This window comes from Yoonia ponticola (genome assembly GCF_014199395.1).
Lineage (GTDB): Bacteria > Pseudomonadota > Alphaproteobacteria > Rhodobacterales > Rhodobacteraceae > Yoonia > Yoonia ponticola.
This window is the reverse complement of the sequence record NZ_JACIJM010000002.1, coordinates 168,951-192,874: the sequence shown is the minus strand read 5'-3', so window position 1 is coordinate 192,874 and position 23,924 is coordinate 168,951. Positions and strand designations below refer to the sequence as shown.

The window sequence follows — 23,924 nt, the reverse complement described above, 5'->3', positions numbered from 1 at the left end:
CTTATGAAGAAAACACTTAGTTTCCTTTTGATCACTGCGGCGGCGCCAATCAGCGCCCAAACCGCAGAGGTCTTTACGTTGCCAGCGGGCTGCGAAGCACGTCTGACAATCCAGACCGAAGCCTGTTCCGTTGACCACATCTTCACCTGCGAAGGCGACACCGAAGGCAATCAGCGCCGCATCAGCATTGGTGAAAATGGTGCCGTGACCTACGCGGGCGAAATCGACAACGAAACCCAGTGGATCGAAAGCTTTCACATCGGGTCCGGTCATGTTGAACGTCTAGAAGCCGATCCGCGTGATCGCGCGTCGTTCTCTGAACTGGTCGAGATGGGCATCGACACCTATGACTTCATCACTGAATCAGACGAAGTCGGCGAAACGCGCTATGTCGGTCAGGATTCACTGACCGGACAGCAAGTCATCATCGACGGTGTGACGCTGGACGTGACCCAATACAACATCACGGCCTACGACGGTGCGGGTGATGTAAAATGGGCGTCCGAAGGCAACGAATACATCAGCCAGCGGTTCCGGATGTTCCTGTCCGGTTCCAGCAAAGTCACGACAGAAAACGGCACCTTTGATAACGACGACAATCCGGTTGAGTTTATCTTTCCAGGTGAAACCGGTTTCTTGTCCGCCAACCCAAAATTCGGCTGCGGAGAGACACTATCGTCCGCGCCTTCTTTGATCCAACGTTTGGAGTCCCTCAATGACAAAATATGATGAAACTTGGGTCGCCGCTGAAGAAGCGAAGCGCCAATGGATGAACGACAACGGCATGTACCGCGAAGAAGAAGAGCATTCTTCGTGCGGCGTCGGCCTTGTTGTCGCAATTGACGGCGAAGCGTCGCGTGGCGTTGTGCAAAAGGGCATCGATGCGCTGAAAGCTATTTGGCACCGTGGCGCTGTTGATGCGGACGGCAAAACAGGTGACGGCGCGGGTATCCACGTCCAAATCCCCGTTGAGTTTTTCTATGATCAAGTGCGCCGGACGGGCCACGAGCCTGATCAAGACAAGCTGATTGCGGTTGGTCAGGCATTCTTGCCGCGTACCGATTTTGGTGCACAAGAACGCTGCCGGACGATTGTCGAAGCCGAAGTGCTACGCATGGGCCACTATATCTATGGTTGGCGTCATGTTCCGGTGAACGTGAAATGCTTGGGCGATAAGGCCAATGCGACACGTCCAGAGATCGAACAAATCCTGATCCGCAACGAAAAGGACATCGACGAAGAACAGTTCGAGCGCGAACTGTATATCATCCGTCGTCGTATCGAAAAAGCCGTGACTGCTGCTGGCGTTGTTGGTTTCTACTTCTGCTCGCTGTCATGCCGTTCGATTATCTACAAAGGCATGATGCTGGCCGAACAGGTCGCGGATTTCTATCCTGACCTTCTCGAAGAGCGCTTTGAATCGGCATTCGCGATCTACCACCAGCGTTATTCCACCAACACCTTCCCGCAGTGGCACCTTGCACAGCCGTTCCGCATGTTGGCGCACAACGGCGAGATCAACACGCTTAAAGGCAACGTCAACTGGATGCGGTCCCACGAGATCCGCATGGCGTCGTCAGCGTTTGGCGACAAAGCCGAAGATATCAAACCGATCATCCCGTCGGGTACGTCGGACTCTGCGGCGCTTGATTCCGTGTTCGAAGTTCTGGTGCGTGCGGGCCGTAACGCCCCAATGGCGAAAACAATGTTGGTTCCCGAAGCTTGGGCGCAGCAAGCCGTTGAAATTCCACAAGCTTGGCAAGACATGTACGGCTATTGCAACGCTGTGATCGAACCTTGGGATGGCCCTGCTGCCCTTGCAATGACGGATGGTCGCTGGGTCTGTGGTGGTCTTGACCGGAATGGTTTGCGTCCGCTGCGTTATGTTGTGACTGGTGACGGCCTGCTGATTGCGGGCTCTGAGGTCGGCATGGTGACGGTTGACGAAGCGACTGTTGTTGAAAAAGGTGCACTTGGTCCGGGGCAAATGATCGCCGTGGATATGCAGACCGGCAAATTGTTCCACGACACCGAGCTGAAGAACAAACTGGCCGCTGCACAGCCGTTCAACGAATGGGTCGAACGGGTGGCAAACTTGTCCGAAACCATGCGTGATCTGCCTGAGACAACTGTTTTCTCGGGCGCTGAATTGCGCAAACGTCAGGTTGCTGCTGGATATTCCATCGAAGAGCTGGAAAACGTGTTGGCTCCGATGGCCGAAGACGGCAAGGAGATGATCGCGTCTATGGGCGACGACACACCGTCTGCGGTTCTGTCAAAGCAGTACCGTCCGTTGTCGCATTTCTTCCGTCAAAACTTCTCGCAAGTCACAAACCCGCCGATCGATTCACTGCGCGAAAGCCGCGTGATGTCGCTGAAAACGCGCTTTGGGAACCTGAAGAACGTGTTGGACGAGGATAGCAGCCAGACTGAAATCCTGATGCTGGAAAGCCCGTTTGTCGCGAACGCCGAGTTCGATCAGATGGTAAAGCAGTTCGACGGTAGCGTTGCGTTCATCGACTGTACGTTTGAAACGGGTCGCGACGCATTGCGCGCTGGCCTGCAGCGTATCCGGTCGGAGGCCGAAGATGCCGTGCGCTCCGGTGCTGGCCACCTTGTTCTGACCGATCAACACCAGTCCGAAGACCGCATTCCGATCCCGATGATCCTTGCGACGTCTGCGGTGCATTCTGGTCTGACGAAGAACGGTCTGCGGACCTTCTGTTCGATCAACGTGCGTTCTGCTGAATGTATCGACCCGCATTACTTTGCGGTTCTGATCGGTTGCGGTGCGACCACTGTAAACGCCTATTTGGCGCAGGATTCCATCGCTGACCGTATCGAGCGCGGCTTGATCGACGGCCCATTGATCGAAGCGACACGCCGTTACCGAGACGCGGTCAACGCTGGCTTGCTGAAAATCATGTCCAAGATGGGGATTTCGGTTCTGTCATCCTATCGTGGTGGTCTGAACTTCGAAGCTGTTGGTCTGGGACGTGCGATGTGCGCAGAATACTTCCCCGGTATGCAGTCACGGATTTCCGGCATCGGCACCATTGGTATTCAAGCCAAAGTCGAAGAGGTTCATGCAAAAGGTTGGAAAGCAGCCACCGATGTGTTGCCAATCGGTGGCTTCTACAAGTCCCGCCGCTCTGGCGAGAAACACGCATGGGAAGCGCAGACCATGCACATGTTGCAGGCCGCTTGTAACAAAGCGTCTTACGCGATGTGGCAGCAATTCAGCAAATCCATGCAGTCGAACCCGCCGATCCATTTGCGCGACTTGCTGGCGATCAAATCAATGGGCGACGCGATCCCGATTGAAGAAGTCGAAAGCATCACGTCGATCCGCAAACGCTTTGTGACACCGGGCATGTCTTTGGGGGCGTTGTCGCCTGAGGCACATAAAACCTTGAACGTCGCGATGAACCGGATTGGGGCAAAGTCCGACTCTGGTGAGGGCGGCGAAGATCCGGCGCATTTCCATCCGGAACCAAACGGCGACAACCCGTCTGCGAAGATCAAACAGGTGGCGTCTGGTCGCTTTGGTGTGACAGCCGAGTATCTGAATCAGTGTGAAGAGTTGGAAATCAAGGTCGCCCAAGGTGCGAAACCGGGTGAAGGTGGTCAGCTGCCGGGGATGAAAGTCACCGATCTGATCGCACGTTTGCGTCACTCGACCAAAGGTGTGACGCTGATTTCGCCTCCGCCGCACCACGATATCTACTCTATCGAAGACCTCGCGCAGCTGATCTACGATCTCAAACAGATCAACCCGCGTTGTAAGGTGACTGTGAAGCTCGTGGCGTCCTCTGGTGTCGGCACAATTGCGGCTGGTGTGGCCAAGGCCAAGGCCGACGTGATCCTGATTTCAGGTCACAACGGCGGTACTGGTGCATCTCCTGCAACGTCCATCAAATACGCGGGTCTGCCGTGGGAAATGGGTCTGACCGAAGCGCATCAAGTCCTTGCCATGAACAACCTGCGCGAGCGGGTGACATTGCGGACAGATGGTGGTCTGCGGACTGGTCGTGATATTGTCATGGCTGCAATGATGGGTGCCGAAGAATACGGCATCGGCACCGCCGCGTTGATCGCAATGGGCTGCATCATGGTCCGTCAGTGTCAGTCGAACACATGCCCCGTTGGTGTATGTACGCAAGACGAAGCGCTGCGCGATAAGTTCACTGGCAACGCCGATAAGGTCGTAAACCTGATCACGTTCTACGCGACCGAAGTCCGCGAAATCCTCGCGTCCATCGGTGCCCGTTCCCTTGATGAGGTGATCGGTCGTGCTGATCTGCTGACCCAAGTGTCGCGTGGTTCTGCGCACCTTGATGACCTTGATTTGAACCCGCTTCTGATCACTGTCGATGGGGCTGGTGAGATCAAATATGATCGCAACAAACCACGGACGCCGGTACCTGATACGCTTGACCTGCAAATCGTAAAGGATGCCGCGCGCTTCCTGAACGACGGCGAAAAAATGCAGCTTGATTATGCCGTGCAGAATACGTTGCGGTCCATCGGGACACGCACATCCAGCCATATCGTCAAACAATTCGGGATGCGCAATAACCTACAACCTGATCACCTGACGGTCAAATTGCGTGGCTCTGCTGGGCAGTCGCTGGGTGCATTTGGCGCGCCGGGTCTAAAGCTCGAGGTTTCGGGCGACGCGAACGATTACGTCGGCAAGGGCCTGTCCGGTGCGACAATCGTTGTACGTCCGCCGATGGCGTCACCGTTAGTTGCGGCTGACAATACCATCATCGGTAACACTGTGCTTTACGGTGCGACTGCTGGCTTCTTGTTCGCGGCTGGTCGGGCTGGTGAACGGTTCGCTGTGCGGAACTCTGGTGCGCATGTTGTCATCGAGGGCTGCGGCACCAACGGTTGTGAATACATGACTGGCGGCGTGGCTGTGATCCTTGGGTCAATTGGGGCCAACTTTGGGGCAGGGATGACAGGCGGAATGGCCTACATCTACGACCCAGATGGCGTTGCTGGCGACCTGATCAACACGGAAACGCTTGTAACTTGTCAGGTGACAATGCCCGCTTGGGAGGATCAATTGCTTGGCCTGATCAAGCGGCATTTGGAAGAAACTGATAGCCGCAAAGCAGCGGATATCTTGCAGAATTGGGATCTTGAACGCGCCAATTTTGTGCAGATTTGCCCAAAAGAGATGCTCGTGCACCTCAAGCATCCGCTGACAGCCGAAGAGCAGGCGATCCCAGCAGAATAACATCGCCTGTCGATTTTATTGAAAAGCCCAGCAACCAGGTTGCTGGGCTTTTTTCGTTTGGCGGCGCTAAATTCAATCCAGCTTAACGGTTTGTTCCAACCTTCTGTGTAATTGAAGATGAGATTTCGATTTTCCTGCACTGTTTTGGGTAACGTATGGCCACGACCTTTAGTGATCAGTTCTTCATAATTGATACGATCTACTCCCCGCCGTTTGGTACGGCGCTTGTGCCTGTCATCTATGAACTGGTCGACGAGAACGACGATGGTTTCATCGACTTCGCTGGGGCAGACCGTATCGATGGCAACGATGTTCTTTATACGTATCAAACCGACAGCGTGACAATAAACGTGCCGGGTGAGGGGGATATCACCTACTTTGGCGCAACATTTCTTTTGTCTAACGGTGTGGTAATGTTTAGCCCGACAGATGGCCAAGCACTGCAAGCTGGCACGTTTGTCAGCTCAACGGGCGTATCGTTATTTACATCGTCGGTCGAAATCGCGGACCTGAGTCCACCTTGTTTTGTGAGTGGCACGTTACTTGATACCCCAACAGGGCAACGCCCCGTCGAACACCTTAAGGTCGGTGACATTGTGATGACGGCGGATCGCGGTGCGCAGCCCGTTCGCTGGACAGGGATGCGAACCATCGCAGGTATGGACAGTTTTACGCCGATCCGGTTCGCACCGGGGGCAATGGGAAATTCGCGAGAATTGTTGGTCTCGCCGCAGCACAGAATGCTTGTGCAAGGGTGGCAGGCCGAAATGTATTTTGGCGAAAGTGAAGTTCTGGTGGCCGCAAAGCATCTGGTCAATGGCGATACGATTCATGTGCAACCGATGCGTCACGTGACTTATTGCCATATATTATTTGACCAACATGAAATCGTCTATTCCGAAGGAATCGCAAGCGAAAGTTTTTGTCCCGGTCCTACCATTTTAGCGGGGGATGCCACGCTTTATGATGAAATCACAAACTTGTTCCCCGAGTTGGATCGTGCCAACGGTGATCCGTGGGTGACAGCGCGGTGCGTCTTAACGAGCGGCGAAGGCCGGATGCTGCGAATATGATGCGCACATCTTGACCAAATGCAGTTGTGTATGACTTAAGAGACTATGGCCAAATCAACCCGCAAGTCCAAAGCAAAGCCGCGCCCAGCGAAAAAACCGATGGCGGGGACGTCGCTGATCCAGACCTTGCGTCGTTGGATGTGGCGTGCTGTCTTTGGGGTGATTGCCGTGATCGTGGCCGCGACACTGTTTTATGCAATCGTGAATCCGCCAACGACACCATATATGTTTAGCGAAGGACGCCGGACCGGACCGGTCAAATATGAATTCGTAGGATTAGAAAATATCGCCCCCGTAATGGCGAGATCTGTGGTTGCGGCAGAAGACGCGAATTTTTGCCTACACTGGGGGCTGGACGTGAACGCAATCCGCGACAGGATCGAACGCGGCGGCAGCGGCGGGGCATCTACGATTTCGCAGCAGGTCGTGAAAAACGTGTTTTTGTGGCATGGGCGGTCTTGGGTACGTAAAGCGACAGAGGCGTTATGGACTCCGCTAACAGAATTGCTCTGGAGTAAACGCCGCGTCTTGGAGCTATACCTCAATATTGCTGAATTTGATGAAGGTGTGTTTGGCGTGCAGGCGGCATCGCGGCATTACTTCGGCGTTAACGCTGACGAATTGTCAGCCGTACAAGCGGCCCGCCTTGCCGCAATCTTACCGTCGCCCAAAACGCGATCCGCTTCAAACCCGACAAATGAGACGCGCCGTCGCGCCGCGTCGATCCTTGACGGGGCGGCGACCATTCGCGTTGACGGAAGAGCCGCTTGTTTTAGCGGCGAATAGACTGGCCCATTGAAACGGACAGCAGCTTGCGGCATTGAAGACGGACATTGTCGTTTGAGGAACCCAGATGAATCGCCTGTACCATTACCCCCTGTCACCCTTTTCCCGCAAAGTGCGTCTGAGCCTTGCCGAGAAAAAGATTGAGGTGGAGTTGGTGGAAGAACGCTATTGGGAGCAAGATAGCGATTTCTTACGCCGCAATCCTGCAGGCAAAGTACCGATTCTGAAGCTGGGCAACCGGACAATGGCCGATAGCGCTGCGATTTGCGAATATCTGGAAGAGGCGCATCCGACGCCCGCGTTGTTGCCCAAAGGCGCAGAAGCGCGTTACGAAGTCCGGCGGATTGTGGCGTGGTTCGACGACAAGTTTTATAAAGAAGTAACGTCGATGCTGGTTGGTGAACGCGTGTTCCGCAAGGTGATGGGCACGGGATATCCCGACAGCGCAAACGTGAAAGCAGGGTCCAAGGCGATCCGCTATCACTTGGACTACATGACGCATTTGTTGGATCAACGCCGCTGGTTGGCGGGTAATGAAATGTCACTGGCTGATTTTGCGGCTGCAGCGCAATTGTCGTGCTTGGACTATATCTCGGACGTCGATTGGAACCGGTCCGAGATCGTCAAAGACTGGTATGCCAAAATCAAATCCCGTCCAGCGTTTCGCACATTGCTTGCCGATCAGGTTCCAGGATTTCCGCAGCCACGTCACTACGCGGATCTTGATTTCTAAACGCGGGACGAATTTTCGCGAAAATTCGGACTTGGGGGCCAGCCCCCAAACCCCCGGGATATAAAGAGAGCCAAAGAAACATGAGCTTGCGTGATGATCTAGTAGCGTTTGCGCAAGAGGCGGGCTTTGCGAAAGTGGGGATTTGCAGGCCCGATGCTGTGCCTGAAACTGCTGATCGTTTGGCCGCATTTGTTGATGCAGGAATGCACGGGCAGATGGCATGGATGGCAGAGCGCATGCATTGGCGGGGGAACGCGGCGGCGTTGTGGCCGGAGGCGAAGTCGGTGATCATGTTGGCGGAACCCTATACGCCGGACCATGATCCTTTGGCGGTGTTGGACCAGCCGGATCGCGCCGCAATTTCGGTTTATGCCCAAGGGCGTGATTATCATGACGTTTTGAAAAAGCGTCTGAAAAAAGTTGGCCGCTGGTTGATTGAGCAGTCGCCCGAGGCTGAGATTAAGGTGTTCGTGGATACTGCGCCTGTGATGGAAAAGCCGCTTGCGCAGGCTGCGGGGCTGGGCTGGCAGGGCAAGCACACCAATCTACTAGGGCGCGATTTGGGGTCGTGGTTTTTTCTGGGTGCGATTTTTACGACTGTTGCGTTTGATGTTGATGAACCAGAGGCGAGCCATTGCGGGTCCTGCACCGCTTGCCTTGATATTTGTCCGACCAAGGCGTTTCCTGCGCCCTATCGTTTGGATGCACGGCGCTGCATTTCTTATCTGACGATTGAGCATAAAGGTCCCGTTGACCTTGATTTGCGGGTAATGATGGGCAATCGCATTTATGGGTGCGATGATTGTTTGGCGATCTGTCCGTGGAACAAATTCGCACAAGAGGGACGTGACGCAAAATATAACTCTCGCGCTGATCTGCTTTCCCCGCCGTTGGCAGAGCTGGCGGGTTTGGATGATACCGCATTTCGGGCGCGATTTTCAGGCTCGCCGATAAAGCGGATCGGGCGGGATCGCTTTGTCCGCAATGTGTTGTATGCGATTGGCAATTCGGGCGATTCCGCGTTGGCTGATGTTGCACGTGGATTGTTGGGGGACCCTGATCCTGCGGTGGCCGATGCCGCGATCTGGGCTGTTGATCGCTTGTCGACGCAAACTTGATTTGGCATTTAGCCGTTGCGCCTTAGATTGTGTGTCGAAAGCTATTTAAGGAATACTGCCGTGCTGCGCCTAACTGCCCTTTTATGCGTTTTGCCGACATTTGCGTTTGCTCAAGTTGAACAGGGGACGTCACACGCAGAGTTTACACCTAACTTTCCAGAGCAGACCCGTGCTGCGGCTCTGAACGAAACATCTGTCGGCGTGAATGACTTTGCGACGGGATTGGTGAACCCTTGGGGGATTGCCGCGCTGCCCGACGGCCGATTTGTGGTCACAGAAAGGCCCGGTCGGATGCGGGTGATTAGCACCGATGGCCACTTGTCTGCCCCGTCGGAAGGTCTGCCGGATGTATGGGATCAAGGGCAGGGCGGGTTGTTGGACGTTGCGGCGTCGCCGAATTTTGCGACGGATCAAGTCTTGTTTTGGACCTATGCAAAACCTGTGGATGGTGGCGCTGTGACTGCTGCCGCGCGTGGCGTCTTGGGCGACGATGGCGCGTTAACTGATGTGCAGGACATTTTTGTGCAATCGCACCCATCGCGCGCGGGCCAGCATTTCGGCAGTCGTATTATTCCAATGGCGGACGGCACCGTTTGGATCACGACAGGTGATCGCGGGGCGGGCGATGATGGGACATTGGCCCAAGATATCACCTCGACCCATGGCAAGGTCGTTCGCATCATGGATACGGGCGGTGTGCCTGCGTCAAATCCGTTTGTGAACCAATTGGGCGAAGATGCGGTTTGGTCTTATGGTCATCGAAATATGCAGGGCGCTGCGGTTGGACCTGACGGCGCGCTTTACACGATTGAACACGGGCCGCGTGGTGGTGACGAGCTGAACAAACACATCGCTGGCGGTAATTATGGCTGGCCGCTGGTGTCCTACGGGATCAACTATCGCGGCAGCGATGTGGGTGATGGTGTCGCCGTTTTGGATGGCACCGAACAGCCGATTTACTATTGGGATCCAGTGATCGCACCCGGCGGTATGTCGTTTTACAATGGGCCGTTCGCCGATTGGCAGGATGATCTGTTGATTGCGTCGCTCAATCCCGGCGCGCTCGTGCGGCTGAAAATGGAAAACGGGCTGGTCATCGGTGAAGAACGGTTACTGACTGATGTAGGCCGCGTTCGCGATGTTGAAATCACCCAAGACGGGCGCATTTTTGTGCTGATTGACGATCAAGACGGTGCCGTTCTCGAAGTGTTCATCGACGAATGACGATCAAACTGCGCCTTGCTCGTATTGCCACCGCGATTGAACGCCGCGTTGATCCGATTGTGCAGCGCAAGCGGGTCGCATCGGTGCTTGAGCCCTACATTGGATACGCCACGCCAGAGCACCTCGTCGTGCGGGGGCGCGTCCTAGGGCGTGTCAGAAAAGGGACCGTGCGGGCCGAGCAAAACAGATGGACAAACTTGCGTCAGATGCTGAGCTTGTTCCTGACGAATGAAGTCTCGGATATAACCGTACATTGTGATGAGTATTCAGCGATCAGCGACGACGAAGGGTATTTTACGATCCTTGTCCCGCGCGACGAACGTGTGGGTTGGGTCGAAATGATCATTCACACGGGCCAGGTCACAGCGATCTGTCCGGTGTTCGTGCCGTTCGCAGGCGCGTCACTTGGCGTGATTTCTGACATTGACGACACGATGATGGAAACGGGAGCTTATTCGCTTTGGCGCAATTTGTGGACATCACTAACTGGCAACGCACTGACACGAAATGTCTTTCCTGATGCAGTGGTGTTGATGGAAAAGTTGTTCGAGAACGGGCGCAATCCGATCTTTTTTGTCAGTTCCTCCCCATGGAATTTGCATGGTTTTTTGGATCAGATATTTGAACGCACTGGATTGCCTCGCGCGCCAAAGTTCTTGCGCGACTACGGTATTTCCGAGACTCAATTCATCACGGGCACCCATGGCGACCACAAAGGACGCGCGATTGACGTTATTCTCACGGCAAATCCTGCGCTGCCGTTCATCTTGATCGGCGACACTGGCCAGCATGATGCACAGGTTTACAGCGATGCTATTCAACGTCACCCCGAGCGCATTCGTCATGTGATCCTGCGTGCGCCGGGTCGTGGTGCTGACGCCGAAGACATGCGTTATGTCGATGCGATCAGGCATCTCGGCGTGCCGGTTACCGTCGATGCGGATTACACGACGGCAATTGCGGCCTTGCGCTAAAATCTCGCGCGCATAATGTGCCCGAGAAAGGGGCCACCAATGCAGCCTGTCCACGGTATTATTCTCAAAATCATTTCGGTCTGTCTGTTCGTCGTCATGGCGGCCTTGATCAAGGCCACGGCAGATATTGTGCCGCCGGGCCAAGCCGTGTTTTTCCGGTCGTTTTTCGCACTGCCGATCATTTTTGTTTGGCTGGCAATGCGGCATGAGCTGCGCAATGGCTGGAAGACGGTTAACCCTTTGGGCCATTTCTGGCGCGGGTTGATTGGGACCGGCGCGATGGGGCTGGGTTTTACCGGACTTGGACTGCTGCCGTTGCCTGAAGTCACTGCGATTGGTTATGCCGCACCGCTTTTGGTTGTTGTCTTCGCCGCGATGTTCCTTGATGAAAAGGTCGGGATTTTCCGGCTATCGACGGTTGGCCTCGGCATGGTTGGTGTTTTGATCGTATTGTCACCGCGCCTGTCCACCGCGCTCGGCGTATCCGAAACCTTAGGTGCGTTGGTGGTGTTCATGGGTGCCGTTCTAGCGGCCTTGGCCCAAGTTTTCGTCCGTAAGTTGGTCGCGACCGAAGGAACGTCTGCAATCGTGTTCTGGTTCACGGTCACATCTAGCATTTTGTCTTTGTTCACCATTCCTTGGGGCTGGGTCTGGCCCGGTTGGTCCGCTGCGGCTCTGCTCGTTTTTGCGGGATTTGTTGGCGGTATGGGGCAGATGTTCCTGACATCAAGCTACCGCTATGCGGATGCGTCGCTGGTCGCACCATTCGACTACACGTCGATGATATTGGCGCTGGGCATCGGTTATTTTGTATTTGGCGAAGTGCCGACTGCGACCATGCTCGTTGGTGCGGCAATCGTGATTTTTGCGGGGGTACTGATCATCTGGCGTGAGCGGGCGTTGGGCCTGCAACGGGCGCAGCAACGCAAAGCGATGGGATCGATTGGCGGCAAGTAACCCGTGCCGTCGTGGCGTTGAGATTGGGGCGCCATGACGACGCCCCAAAGTCTTATGAACGGACCAGTTTTTCGTAGTCTGCTGCGATGTCTTGCGTCAATGCGCCAACTTCAAAGTTGTAGTCGCCAATGGAGCCAACGGGGGTGACTTCGGCTGCGGTGCCAGTCAGCCAGCACTGCTCGAAACCTTCGAGTTCAGCCGGTTTGATGATCCGCTCGTGAACTGTGATGCCTTTTTCGCGCAACATGCCGATGACGGTTTGACGGGTGATACCGTTCAAGAACGCAGAAGCGTCGGGCGTGTGGACTTCGCCGTCTTTGACAAAGAAGATGTTCGCGCCGGTCGCTTCGGCCACGTCGCCTTTATAGTCGAACATCATCGCGTCCGAGCAGCCTTTGGCCTCTGCCGCGTGCTTGGACATTGTGGCGATCATGTACAGGCCGGCAGCTTTGGCTTGGGATGGAGCGGTTTCAGGCGATGGGCGTTTCCACTTGGCGATATCGAGTTTCGCACCTTTGGTTTTCGCGTCACCGTAGTAGTTGCCCCATTCCCAAACGGCCACAGCAAGGTGAACCGGATTGGCCGCCGCAGCAACGCCCATATCAGTGCCGGACCCGCGCCATGCGACTGGGCGCACATAAGCGTCTTTCAAGCCATTCGCTTCGAGAGTTGCCATTTTGGCAGCTTCGATTTCGTCCACGGTGTACGGGATTTCGAAATCGATCAGTTTCGCAGAGTTGATCAACCGTTCCGAATGTTCGCGGGATTTAAAGATCGTACCGGAATAGCACCGCTCGCCTTCAAACACAGACGAGGCGTAGTGCATGGCGTGGGTCAGAATATGGACGTTGGCATCACGCCATTCCACGAGCTTTCCGTCCATCCAGATCTTGCCGTCGCGATCATCATATGCACCTGCCATATCGGCCTCCTGTTTGCATTTGTTGCGTGCTTAGGTCCGAAATGGACGTAAAGTTGCGCAATTTCTCAAAATCGCTACCAGTTGATTCTTGGAATGTCAACAAAGCTGACGTATTCTAAACCTGTGAAAAGAGGGATGTCATGGCGCAAAGCGGTCAATCAACCACGGGGCAAAGTCTGCTCTTTCTTACTGACGAGCAGTTGCGCAAGGGCACCGAGGCGATGTTTTTTGCTTACCGTGGTTTCACCGCTGATCCGGATCGCATACTGTCAGAGCGTGGCTATGGTCGTGCACACCACCGCGCGATCCATTTTATTCATGGTAGCCCTGGTACGACAGTTAACAATTTGCTTGGTATTCTCGGCGTCACAAAACAATCGCTTAATCGTGTGTTGCGGACGCTAGTAGAAGACGGTTTGGTGCTGAACACAGTTGGGACAAAAGATAAGCGGGAACGTCATTTGTATTTGACGGAAACGGGTACGACATTGGAACGTGCCTTATCTGACGCCCAACGGGACCGGATGCGCGCGGCATATCGTGCGGCGGGTCCAGCGGCAGTTGCGGGCTTTCGGCAAGTGTTGGAAGCAATGATGGATGAAGAAATGCGCCACCACTATGATGCGCTGAAGGACAAAGCCGAATGATAGCTGACGACGCGCACCTGCTGATTGTTGATGACGATGAACGTATTCGGGGGCTTTTACAGAAATTTTTAATGCGCAGCGGCTTTTTGGTCAGCAGTGCAAAGGACGCAGCGCATGCGCGACGTATCCTAGGTGGGTTAGAGTTCGACTTGATCGTGCTGGACGTGATGATGCCAGGCGAAGACGGCCTGTCGCTGTGCCGTGACTTGCGCACAAAGATGACAACGCCAATCCTGTTGCTGACCGCCAAAGGCGAGACGGACGACCGGATCACAGGCTTAGAAGCTGGGGCTGACGATTATCTGGCCAAACCGTTTGAGCCGAAAGAACTGCTGTTGCGCATCAACGCGATTTTGCGCCGCGTGCCTGTCGCTGAACCCGTCGTCGCAGCGCCCAAAGTGCTCACGCTTGGCCCTGTCCGTTACGATATTGAGCGCGGCGAAATGTGGCGCGGCACCGAATTGGTTCGGCTGACCTCGACCGAAAGCCAGCTGATGCGCATTTTCTCAAACGCTGCGGGTGAAGCCATCACGCGGGCGACATTGGTCGAGGAATTGAGCAGGTCTGGCGGACAAACCCAAGAGCGGGCAGTCGACGTTCAGATCACGCGTCTGCGGCGCAAGATCGAAGAAGATCCCAAACAGCCGCGCTATCTGCAAACTGTACGCGGGGCGGGGTACATGCTCGCGCCTGACCAAGTCTGACCTCAAGGGCGACGTGAGGGAAGGACACATATGGTAACGGCATTAATTACCCACGACGATTGTTTGGACCATGTGACGCCACCCGGACATCCTGAACAGGTCGCGCGCTTGGACGCTGTATTGGGCGCGTTGAAAGAGATGGACCTGCACCGGACCTCCGCGCCAATGGCGGCTGAAGACGACGTCTTACGGGCGCATCCAAAGTCACATGTGACCGCGATGAAGGCCGCAGCTCCGACCGAAGGTTGGAAGGCGCTGGACGAAGACACCTATATGTCCGTCGGCACATTGGCCGCTGCGTATCGTGCGGCTGGCAGTGTGGTAAAGGCGGTGGATATGGTTCTGGCTGGCGAGGTCGGGAATGCATTCGCAGCCATACGCCCGCCCGGCCACCATGCTGAACGCGAGACCGCTATGGGGTTTTGCTTCTTCGGAAATGTGGTGATCGGTGCGAAACACGCCTTGGATCATCACGGCTTAAAGCGCGTCGCGATTGTCGATTTTGACGTTCACCACGGGAATGGCACGCAGGATCTGGTCGAAGACGACGGGCGCATTTTGTTCTGCTCTAGCCACCAATCGCCGCTTTTCCCTGACACGGGCTCGTCGCAGGATACGGGTGTCGGCAATGTGCTGAACGTTCCCTTGCGTGCGGGAACCGGATCGCTTGCGTTCCGCGAAGTTTGGGATCGGGTGGTGTTACCGCGTGTCGATGCCTTTGCCCCAGAGTTGATCCTGATTTCTGCGGGCTTCGATGCCCACAGGGCGGACCCGATGGCTGACCTGATGCTTGATACTGACGATTTTAGATGGGTGACGCGGCGGATTTGTGACCTTGCGGATTTGCATTGTAATGGTCGCGTGGTATCCGCGCTTGAAGGTGGTTACGATCTGGAAGCCCTAGGCGCCAGTGTCGCGGCCCATGTCGGTGTTTTAGAGGAAGCAAGCAGATGACAGATGCAGTCGACCAGATGAGTTTTGAAGACGCAATGAAAGAGCTGGAAACCGTTGTTGGCCAGCTTGAACGCGGTGATGTGGCGCTGGATCAGTCGATCGCGCTGTATGAACGCGGTGCTGCATTGAAAGCCCGTTGCGAGGCCAAGCTGAAAGAGGCCGAAGAAAAGGTCGCGAAAATCACGCTGGGTGAAGGCGGTCAGCCAAATGGGACTGCCCCGCTGGATGCTTAAAGACGCACTTTCCGACGCTTCCCGTATTGTCGAGCTGGCGATCAAGACGGCGCTTCGGCCTGATGGGACAGCTATACCTGATGCGATGATGTACGCCGTGAAAGGCGGGAAAACCTTGCGTGGGTTTCTTGTGCTTGAAGGCGCAAAACTGCATCACGTCGATCCAAATGTCGCGGCGCCCATCGCGGGCGCAATCGAGGCGATCCATGCGTATTCACTGGTGCATGATGATTTGCCCTGCATGGACGATGACGCGCTGCGCCGTGGCCAGCCAACCGTCCACCGTAAATGGGACGAAGCGACAGCTGTTTTAGCTGGCGATGCGCTGCAGGCATTGGGGTTTGAGTTAATCATGTACGCGGATGTGCCGGACCGACAGAAAATTGTGTTGCTGCATATGCTTACCCTTGATGCAGGCGCGCGCGGCATGGTCGGTGGCCAAGCGATGGATATCGCTGCGGAAACCGCAGGCACGCAACTGACATTAGAGCAGATCGAGGCGCTGCAGGCCAAAAAAACAGGCGCATTGATCGAATGGGCCGCGGCCGCTGGCCCGCGTATGACCGTTGATGCTGATGAAATGCCGATGCGTGTCTATGGCCGTGCGCTGGGCCGTGCGTTTCAAATCGCTGACGACATTCTAGACGTGGAAGGTGATGCTGCCACTGTTGGCAAGGCCGTGCGCAAGGATGCAAGTGCTGGCAAAGCCACGTTTGTCTCGTTACTGGGTCTTGATGCGGCAAAACGCCGGGCGGAAACGCTGGTCGAAGCGGCCTGTGATGCGCTATCACCTTATGGAAACGACGCAGAAACGCTGCGGGATGCCGCCCGTTACGTGATCACCCGCGATAAGTAGGAGCCTGTCATGGCTGACCGTCCAAGCACCCCGATTCTTGATCAAGTAACCGTTCCTGCGGATATGAAAACGCTGTCTGATGCCCAATTGCGCCAGCTTGCCGACGATGTACGCGAAGAGACAATTTCTGCGGTTTCGGTCACAGGCGGCCACTTGGGCGCGGGGCTAGGCGTCGTGGAATTAACGGTTGCGTTGCATGCTGTTTTTGATGCGCCGAAGGACAAAATTATCTGGGACGTGTCCCATCAATGTTACCCGCATAAAATTCTGACAGGTCGCCGCGACCGCATTCGGACCTTGCGGATGGAAGGTGGTTTATCCGGTTTCACAAAGCGGTCGGAAAGCGAATATGACTGCTTTGGTGCCGCGCATTCCAGCACGTCAATTTCAGCCGCGCTGGGCTTTTCCGTTGCGCGTGATTTAGGCGGCGAAGGCGGCGATGCGATTGCCGTGATCGGCGACGGATCAATGTCCGCTGGCATGGCCTACGAGGCGATGAATAACGCAGGCCACCTGAAAAAACGCCTAATCGTGATCCTGAACGACAACGAAATGTCGATTGCACCGCCTGTGGGCGCGATGTCGTCCTACTTGTCGCAACTCTACGCAGGCGAGCCGTTTCAGGAACTAAAGGCCGCCGCAAAAGGCGCTGTTTCCTTCCTGCCCGAACCGTTTCGGGAAGGCGCGAAGCGTGCCAAGGATATGGTCAAACACATGACCGTTGGCGGCACTTTGTTCGAGCAACTCGGGTTCTCCTACATCGGCCCGATTGATGGGCACGACATGGATCAGTTGCTCGCCGTACTGCGAACCGTCAAAGACCGCGCCACGGGTCCGGTGCTGATTCACGCGATTACGAAAAAAGGTAAAGGTTTTGCGCCCGCCGAGGCGGCGCGTGACAAGGGCCATGCGACGGGAAAATTCAATGTCGTCACGGGCGAACAGAAAAAAGCACCGTCCAACGCGCCGTCTTACACCTCAGTTTTTGCCGAAAGCTTGCTGAAACACGCAGCGACAGACTCTAAAATCTGTGCCGTCACCGCAGCGATGCCGGATGGCACGGGGCTGAACAAATTCATGGAACGTTATGCAAGCCGTTGTTTTGACGTGGGTATTGCTGAACAGCACGCGGTAACATTCGCTGCTGGCCTCGCCGCTGGCGGAATGCGCCCTTTTTGTGCGCTCTATTCAACGTTCCTGCAACGCGGTTACGATCAGGTTGTGCATGATGTTGCGATCCAGCGTTTGCCTGTGCGCTTTGCGATTGATCGGGCGGGTCTTGTCGGTGCTGACGGCGCGACTCACGCGGGGGCGTTTGATGTGGCGTTCCTTGCCAATCTTCCCGGATTTGTCGTGATGGCAGCCGCCGACGAGGCCGAATTGGTGCGTATGGTCGCCACGGCGGCAGCGCACGACGACGGCCCCATCGCGTTCCGTTTCCCGCGTGGTGAAGGCGTTGGCGTTGAAATGCCCGCTAACCCCGAAGTGTTAGAAATCGGTAAAGGCCGGATGATCCGCGAAGGGTCTAAAGTTGCGATCCTGTCGTTTGGCACGCGCTTGCAAGAAGTCGAAGCAGCGTGCGAGGCGCTTGCCGCAAAAGGCATCACGCCAACTGTTGCTGACGCACGTTTCGCAAAGCCACTTGACCGCGACATGATCCTGAAACTGGCCGCAGATCACGACGCGCTGATCACCGTCGAAGAAGGCGCGATTGGCGGATTTGGCTCGCATGTCGCGCAACTACTGGCGGACGAAGGCGTGTTCGATCACGGTCTGAAATACCGCTCCATGGTGCTACCCGACATCTTTATCGATCAAGCGGGACCGCGTGAAATGTATGACGTCGCAGGCCTGAACGCATCGGACATCGAGGCCAAAGTGCTAGAGGTCATGGGCGTCGCGACGATTGAAAAGCGGGGTTAGCCTCTGTAACAGCATTCAAGCCACCGAGAATGAAACGATGACATGATGCGTAAACGGCAAGTTTTCAGATGGATCGTGTTCTTGCTGGCCGCATTCTATTGCCTGCGCACTCTGTTCTTCGGTGATTTTGCAGCCTTTGGTGGCCCGTTCCGTTACCTAACAATCTGGGCGCTATTCTGTTCGTTTTTCGCAGCCAGTCGTATGATGGCGCTAGAGGAAAATCGCAGCGCCAAACGGTGGGACGGCTTCGTGTGTATGACCGCCGTGCTCAACGCAATGGTCGTGTTTCTGTACTGGCGTCTGTACTTCGTCGACCCAACATCCGTGACCAGCGACGGGCAGTTGGGAAAGGCCTATTTAGAGCTGTACATGCACGGGCTTGGCCCCGCGTTGCAAATCATCGACACATTGTTTGTACATCGCAGCTACCGCAAGTTGCGCGTCTCGCTGATGTGGTTGTTCGGTGTCATCGGGGCCTATGTCGCGTGGGCCGAATTGGTGGTAGGGCCGATGAATGCAAGCCCTACAGGGACCGTCACGAGCGGTCTACCTTATCCGTTTCTTAATAATCTCGACCTATCAGGCCGCGCTGTTTTTTACGGATCTAACTTCGTCATCGCGGTGATTTTGCTGCTCGTTTTTGCAGGTATCGCTTGGGTTATTCGCCGGACGTTTCCGCAGCAAACAACGCATTAAGTCCGCTCCGATAGTCTGGATACAGCAGGTCAACGCCCAGTTCAGACTTGATCCGATCATTGCTGACCTTTTTGCTCTCGGCATAAAAACTACGCGCCATCGGCGTCATGTCAGCCGTCGCAAAATCTTCGGCTTCGGGGATCGGCATCCCGAGCAATTCTGCGGCGTAGGCGATCACGTCTTCAGGCGGCGCGGGATCATTGTCGCATACATTGTAGATCGCACCCGCATTAGGTTGCTGGATCGACGCATCTAAAACACGTGCAATATCAGCGACATGCGTGCGGCTAAACACTTGTCCCTGTTTGATAATGCGCCGCGCGGTGCCATTGCGGACCTTCGCAAAGGGGCCACGACCGGGGCCGTAAATACCCGCGAGCCTGAAAATATGTAGCGGAAGGCCATCAATCGCGGACCACGCAGCCTCTGCTTTCATGCGGGCAATACCGCGTTTTGTGGCAGGGGTAAGGGGCGTGTTTTCATCCACCCAACCGCCTTGGTGATCGCCATAAACGCCCGTCGTGGACAAATAGCCGACCCATGCAAATTGCCCTGCACGTTTCGCGATCTCATCTCGCAATTCAGCCAGCACCGGATCGCCAACGGCGTCGGGCGCTGTGGATATTAACAAATGGGTCGCGGCATCAAGCGCGGGCCGCATGTCGGCACCGGGCCAAATATGCGCTTCAATGCCTGCATTCTCGAAAGCCGCGGTGCGATCTTCTGACCGCGTTGTACCAATCACACGCCAATCGCGTGGCAGCAAAAGTCGCCCCAACGCCTGCGCCGAATAGCCGTGTCCAAACGAGAGTAAAGTCTGTGTCATGGGCCTGTGGTGATACAGACCTGCCAGAGAGGCAAGCCTGCATTATCCATGTTTCGTGGTTAAAGCGGCCTAGCGACCCTTCCAAACGGGATCGCGTTTTTCGGTAAACGCCTTTGCACCTTCAAGCTGGTCGTCGCTGGAATACAGCACATCAACGCTGGCCAATTGGCGTTTTGTGATGCGGTTCATGGTGTCTTGGAACTTTGAATCTTCGGCATCGCGCACGACTTCTTTGATCGCCGCGTAGACCAGCGGCGGCCCAGATTCGATCAGCCGCGCCATGTCCCACGCCTGTGTCATGAGGTCGGCGGCAGGGTAAACATGGTTAACCAGCCCCCAGCCAACAGCCTCTGACGTGTCGAACCAACGTCCGGTTAACAGTAGTTCCATCGCGATGTGGTAGGGGATGCGTTTAGGTAGTTTGATCGACGCAGCGTCAGCCACCGTGCCGGACCGGATTTCTGGCAAGGCGAACGTCGCATGATCTGCCGCGAGAATGATGTCCGCTGACAACGCGAGCTCTAAACCGCCACCGCAGCAAATCCCATTCACCGCAGCAATCACCGGTTTGTTCAGGTCGCGCAATTCTTGCAAACCGCCGAAGCCCCCGATGCCATAATCGCCGTCGACCGCATCGCCGTCGCTCGCAGCCTTTAAATCCCAACCGGGGCAAAAGAATTTCTCACCGGCGCCTGTAATGATCGCCACGCGCAATTCGGGATCATCGCGAAAATCGGCGAACACCTCTCCCATAATCCGCGATGTTGCCAGATCGATGGCATTGGCCTTTGGACGGTCAAGTGTGACTTCTAAAATTCCGCCTTCGCGGCGTGTTTTGATCGGATTGGACATGGTTTACTCCGGATAGGTTTGGCGCCACAGGGCGTCGGCGACGATGGCCTCGGTCTGCGTGCAAATCAGGGGGTTGATTTCGATTTCGACAAAGCCGTCGGTTTGGGTCGCGACGCAGGCTTGCAGTGCGAGAACTTGGTTAATGATCGCGGTGCGATCTGCGCTCGGTTTGCCGCGATAGCCGTCAATCAGGGGTGCGATCCGCAAACGGCTGATGGCATCGTTGATCTGCTCTGACGTCACAGGCAGCATCAAATGTTGCGTGTCTTGCCACAGCTCTGCCAATGTTCCGCCAGCGCCAATCGTTAACATAATGCCGTGCGCGGGGTCATTTGTCATGGCGACGATCAGTTCGACAATACAGCCTTGCGCCATCTCTTCTACAAAGTTGAAACCGCCGCTAGAGGGCAGTGTTTTCAACGCCGCATGTACCTCTTCGGGTGAGTTTAAGTTCAAGACCACTGCATTTTGCTCTGTTTTGTGAGCAATGCGGTCTGCTTTGGCGACAACAGGAAACGTCAGATCATTGATCGCATCCGGATCACTTTCCACCACGTTTCGCGGCACATTCAATCCGTGACTGCGCAACATTTCCTTGGCCGCACGTTCACCATGATCAATGAATTGCGTGCAAACGCCACCTGTCATCAATCCCTTACCAGGTGTCTGGCGGACAAGTGCGGCGGCGGCGGCCATCGCCTCGGCAAGCCCCTGCATCGGTGCGACGCCATTGGTTAATAGATGCGCAGCCGTTGCGGCTGACATCGTTTCGGGCAATGACGACACAACGGCGACATTGCCGCCAACGGCCTTTGTGCCAATAGCGGCATCAATCGCGCAATCCCAGTCCTTGGGGTCGGCGCGGGTGGCGTCCGGAATATCAACGATCGTCATGGTTAACGCGATGTCAGGCGTGACCATCGCGGACCAAGCAGCGGTCATCGCAGCTGTGTCGCGCCAAACGTAAGTGTGGTAGTCAAGCGGATTGGCGAGCGCCACTTTCGGTCCCAAAACATCGCGCAATGTCGTCTGCTGACCGTCCGTTAGTGGCGGAAATGTCAGGCCGTGTACTTCGCCCAAATCAGCGGCGAGCGACGCCTCACCGCCCGAACAACTGATCGACGCGATATTCCGGTTGGGTAATCGCCCGCAGACGTGACCCAGTTTCAGCGCTTCCAGCAACTCCGGCAGCGTGTTCACGCGGCCAATACCGAGAAACGCCAATAATGCTTCGGCGCTCGTGTCTTCGCCAGCCAGCGACGCGGTGTGTGACTGGGTCGCGGCGCGCGCGGCTTCGGATCGCCCTGCTTTGATCGCAACGATGGGAATGTCGCGTGCGTGGGCTTTTTGCGCAACGGCTTCCCAACCTTTCAGATCGCTAAACCCCTCGATATGTACACCAATCGCAGTGATGCGTGAATCATCCAAGAGGTGATCGATGACCGCTGCCTGCGAAATTTGCGCCATATTCCCGCAAGTAATCATCATTGCAATCGGCAGGTTTCGCGCCTGAAACGTCAGGTTGATCGCAATATTTGACGATTGGGTCAGGATCGCGACGCCACGATCAACGCACGTCAAACCGTGTTGATCAGGCCAGACAATCGCCCCGTCAAGTGCGTTGATAAAACCGTAGCAATTGGGCCCGAGGAACGGCATATCACCAGCGGCCCGTAACAATCTGGCTTGGGCGTCGGTGGCCAAACCGTCTTCGGCTTGTGCTTCGGCAAAGCCAGAGGCAAAGCAAATCGCGCCGCCCGCATCTGCCCGTGATAATCGTTCGACCGCGCCAATTGTCGCGTCGCGGTTAATGCCAACATAAGCGACATCAGGCGCTGCGGGTAACGCGGGGATACCGCGAAATACGGGCAGCCCAGCGATTTCATCCTTGGACGGATGTATCGGCCAGATCGCGCCAGAAAATCCGAACTTTTCGGCCTGCTGGATGACGGCCTCGCCCCAAAATCCGCCGCCAATGACGGCCATGGATGATGGGTTGAACAGCCGCTTTAACGCGCCCGTCATGCGCCCAACGCTCGCAGTAAATCACGGCTGATAATGTGGCGTTGGATTTCTGATGTGCCGTCCCAGATGCGTTCGACACGGGCATCACGCCAGAACCGTTCCAATGGATAATCGTCCATCAGACCCATACCGCCATGAATTTGGATCGCAGCATCGGTGACGCGCGACAACATTTCAGACGCATACAGTTTCGCCGATGCAATCTCGCGGTTCGCAGGCAATCCTTTGTCCAATCGATCAGCACTGGCAAGCGTCAGAAGATCAGCCGCGTCAATCTCGGTAATCATATCAGCAAGTTGAAAGCTAACGCCTTGGAATTTACCGATCTTCTGGCCAAATTGCTCGCGCTCAGCCGCGTAATTCAAGGCATAGTCAAACACCCGACGTGCACGACCCACGGACATCGTAGCAACCGTAATCCGCGTTGCATAAAGCCACGTGTTCATCACATCAAAGCCGCCATCAACCTCGCCCAAAACCTGCGCACCAGGCAAACGGCAGTCGTCAAATTCAAGGATCATGTTCTTGTAACCACGGTGCGACACCGATTTGTATCCGTCGCGAATGGTAAAACCGGGCGTGCCGCGATCAACCAGAAACGCGGTTATCCGTTTCTTGGGGCCGCGTGGGGTTTCATCTTCGCCGGTGGCTATAAACACGATGATGAAATCCGCATGGTCCGCGCCGGAGATAAAGTGTTTGCTCCCGTTCACCACCCAATCGCCACCATCACGCACGGCAGAACATTTCATCCCACGCACGTCGGACCCAGCGCCTGGTTCAGTCATCGCCAGCGCATCCATCTTTTCGCCGCGAACTGCAGGCATCAGATATTTTTCAACCTGTTCACCTTCGCAAGCCATGAGGATATTCTGCGGTCGTCCAAAGAAATGGTTCAATGCCATCGATCCGCGCCCAAGTTCGCGTTCAACAATCGCAAATTCGAGGTGGTTCAATCCGGCACACCCCACGCTTTCGGGGAAATTACAAGCGTAAAAGCCCAGATCAATCGTCTTGCGTTTGATCTCGTGCGCGATCTCTGCGGGGACTTCGCCGGTGCGTTCTACCAGTTCTTCGTGCGGATAGATCTCTTTTTCAACAAAGCTGCGGACGCTGTCCGCGATCATTTGATGTTCGTCTGTGGTGCCATAAACTGTCATGGGGATGCCTTAA

The 23,924-nt window shown here is 55.6% G+C and carries 21 protein-coding genes; 16 read left to right on the top strand and 5 right to left on the bottom strand.

The features are described from left to right. Positions 1–3 precede the first annotated feature (3 nt). The 9 genes from FHS72_RS03790 (at position 4) to FHS72_RS03750 (ending at position 12,113) form a co-directional block, all read left to right on the top strand. Entirely contained in the window at positions 4–729 is a 726-nt protein-coding gene (locus tag FHS72_RS03790) for a hypothetical protein (RefSeq protein WP_183525814.1), read from the top strand. Continuing rightward, positions 716–5,248 (top strand): glutamate synthase large subunit, encoded by a 4,533-nt coding sequence (gltB, locus tag FHS72_RS03785; protein ID WP_183525811.1) that lies wholly within the window; start codon positions 716–718, stop codon positions 5,246–5,248. The genes FHS72_RS03790 and gltB overlap by 14 nt, the downstream gene beginning before the upstream one ends. A gap of 155 nt (positions 5,249–5,403) precedes the next feature. Further along, positions 5,404–6,321 (top strand): Hint domain-containing protein, encoded by a 918-nt coding sequence (locus FHS72_RS03780; RefSeq protein WP_183525808.1) that lies wholly within the window; start codon positions 5,404–5,406, stop codon positions 6,319–6,321. Positions 6,322–6,366: 45 nt separating this feature from the next. Continuing rightward, positions 6,367–7,107 (top strand): monofunctional biosynthetic peptidoglycan transglycosylase, encoded by a 741-nt coding sequence (mtgA, locus tag FHS72_RS03775; protein WP_183525806.1) that lies wholly within the window; start codon positions 6,367–6,369, stop codon positions 7,105–7,107. A 67-nt stretch (positions 7,108–7,174) separates the two neighbouring features. Next, positions 7,175–7,840: an FtsZ-binding protein FzlA gene (fzlA, locus tag FHS72_RS03770; RefSeq protein ID WP_183525803.1), complete on the top strand. Its 666-nt coding sequence runs from the start codon at positions 7,175–7,177 to the stop codon at positions 7,838–7,840. A gap of 80 nt (positions 7,841–7,920) precedes the next feature. Then, positions 7,921–8,958: a tRNA epoxyqueuosine(34) reductase QueG gene (queG, locus tag FHS72_RS03765; protein WP_183525800.1), complete on the top strand. Its 1,038-nt coding sequence runs from the start codon at positions 7,921–7,923 to the stop codon at positions 8,956–8,958. 60 nt (positions 8,959–9,018) lie between these two features. Further along, positions 9,019–10,182, top strand: a complete 1,164-nt coding sequence (locus FHS72_RS03760) for a PQQ-dependent sugar dehydrogenase (protein WP_183525797.1) — start codon at positions 9,019–9,021, stop codon at positions 10,180–10,182. Then, complete coding sequence (locus tag FHS72_RS03755; protein ID WP_183525794.1) at positions 10,179–11,156, top strand: phosphatase domain-containing protein; 978 nt, start codon at positions 10,179–10,181, stop codon at positions 11,154–11,156. Before FHS72_RS03760 ends, FHS72_RS03755 begins: the two co-directional genes overlap by 4 nt. A gap of 39 nt (positions 11,157–11,195) precedes the next feature. Beyond that, positions 11,196–12,113, top strand: coding sequence for a DMT family transporter (locus FHS72_RS03750; RefSeq protein ID WP_183525793.1), 918 nt, complete (start codon positions 11,196–11,198; stop codon positions 12,111–12,113). A gap of 52 nt (positions 12,114–12,165) precedes the next feature. On the opposite strand, the gene FHS72_RS03745 is transcribed toward FHS72_RS03750, so the two are convergent. After that, positions 12,166–13,035, bottom strand: coding sequence for a branched-chain amino acid aminotransferase (locus FHS72_RS03745; protein ID WP_183525790.1), 870 nt, complete (start codon positions 13,033–13,035; stop codon positions 12,166–12,168). 140 nt (positions 13,036–13,175) lie between these two features. On the opposite strand from FHS72_RS03745, the gene FHS72_RS03740 reads away from it, so the two are divergent. Genes FHS72_RS03740 through FHS72_RS03710 form a run of 7 tightly spaced genes read left to right on the top strand, consistent with a single transcriptional unit; the run spans position 13,176 to position 19,048 of the window. Then, a complete protein-coding gene (locus FHS72_RS03740; protein ID WP_183525787.1) occupies positions 13,176–13,682 on the top strand; it encodes a MarR family winged helix-turn-helix transcriptional regulator in 507 nt (168 codons plus the stop codon). Then, on the top strand, positions 13,679–14,386 hold the full coding sequence (locus FHS72_RS03735) for a response regulator (protein WP_183525784.1): 708 nt from the start codon (positions 13,679–13,681) through the stop codon (positions 14,384–14,386). Before FHS72_RS03740 ends, FHS72_RS03735 begins: the two co-directional genes overlap by 4 nt. 30 nt (positions 14,387–14,416) lie before the next feature. After that, on the top strand, positions 14,417–15,340 hold the full coding sequence (locus FHS72_RS03730) for a histone deacetylase family protein (RefSeq protein ID WP_183525782.1): 924 nt from the start codon (positions 14,417–14,419) through the stop codon (positions 15,338–15,340). Further along, positions 15,337–15,573 (top strand): exodeoxyribonuclease VII small subunit, encoded by a 237-nt coding sequence (locus FHS72_RS03725; protein WP_183525779.1) that lies wholly within the window; start codon positions 15,337–15,339, stop codon positions 15,571–15,573. The genes FHS72_RS03730 and FHS72_RS03725 overlap by 4 nt, the downstream gene beginning before the upstream one ends. After that, on the top strand, positions 15,548–16,429 hold the full coding sequence (locus tag FHS72_RS03720; RefSeq protein ID WP_246414465.1) for a polyprenyl synthetase family protein: 882 nt from the start codon (positions 15,548–15,550) through the stop codon (positions 16,427–16,429). The genes FHS72_RS03725 and FHS72_RS03720 overlap by 26 nt, the downstream gene beginning before the upstream one ends. Before the next feature lie 9 nt (positions 16,430–16,438). Continuing rightward, the gene (dxs, locus tag FHS72_RS03715; protein ID WP_183525776.1) at positions 16,439–18,352 is read left to right on the top strand and encodes a 1-deoxy-D-xylulose-5-phosphate synthase; all 1,914 of its coding nucleotides are present in this window, start codon (positions 16,439–16,441) and stop codon (positions 18,350–18,352) included. 42 nt (positions 18,353–18,394) lie between these two features. Then, positions 18,395–19,048, top strand: coding sequence for an androgen-induced gene 1 family protein (locus tag FHS72_RS03710; protein WP_246414462.1), 654 nt, complete (start codon positions 18,395–18,397; stop codon positions 19,046–19,048). Here the strand turns inward: FHS72_RS03710 and FHS72_RS03705 are convergent. The 4 genes from FHS72_RS03705 to FHS72_RS03690 all read right to left on the bottom strand — a co-directional run bounded on the left by FHS72_RS03705 (position 19,011) and on the right by FHS72_RS03690 (position 23,911). Beyond that, positions 19,011–19,874 carry an SDR family oxidoreductase gene (locus FHS72_RS03705; RefSeq protein ID WP_183525774.1) on the bottom strand — a complete coding sequence of 288 codons (864 nt, stop codon included), beginning with the start codon at positions 19,872–19,874 and terminating at the stop codon, positions 19,011–19,013. The genes FHS72_RS03710 and FHS72_RS03705 overlap by 38 nt on opposite strands. 69 nt (positions 19,875–19,943) lie before the next feature. Further along, positions 19,944–20,726, bottom strand: a complete 783-nt coding sequence (locus FHS72_RS03700; RefSeq protein ID WP_183525771.1) for a carnitinyl-CoA dehydratase — start codon at positions 20,724–20,726, stop codon at positions 19,944–19,946. Positions 20,727–20,729: 3 nt separating this feature from the next. Beyond that, positions 20,730–22,751 carry an acetate--CoA ligase family protein gene (locus tag FHS72_RS03695; protein WP_183525768.1) on the bottom strand — a complete coding sequence of 674 codons (2,022 nt, stop codon included), beginning with the start codon at positions 22,749–22,751 and terminating at the stop codon, positions 20,730–20,732. Next, a complete protein-coding gene (locus FHS72_RS03690) occupies positions 22,748–23,911 on the bottom strand; it encodes an acyl-CoA dehydrogenase family protein (protein ID WP_183525765.1) in 1,164 nt (387 codons plus the stop codon). Before FHS72_RS03690 ends, FHS72_RS03695 begins: the two co-directional genes overlap by 4 nt. Between the last annotated feature and the right edge of the window lie 13 nt (positions 23,912–23,924).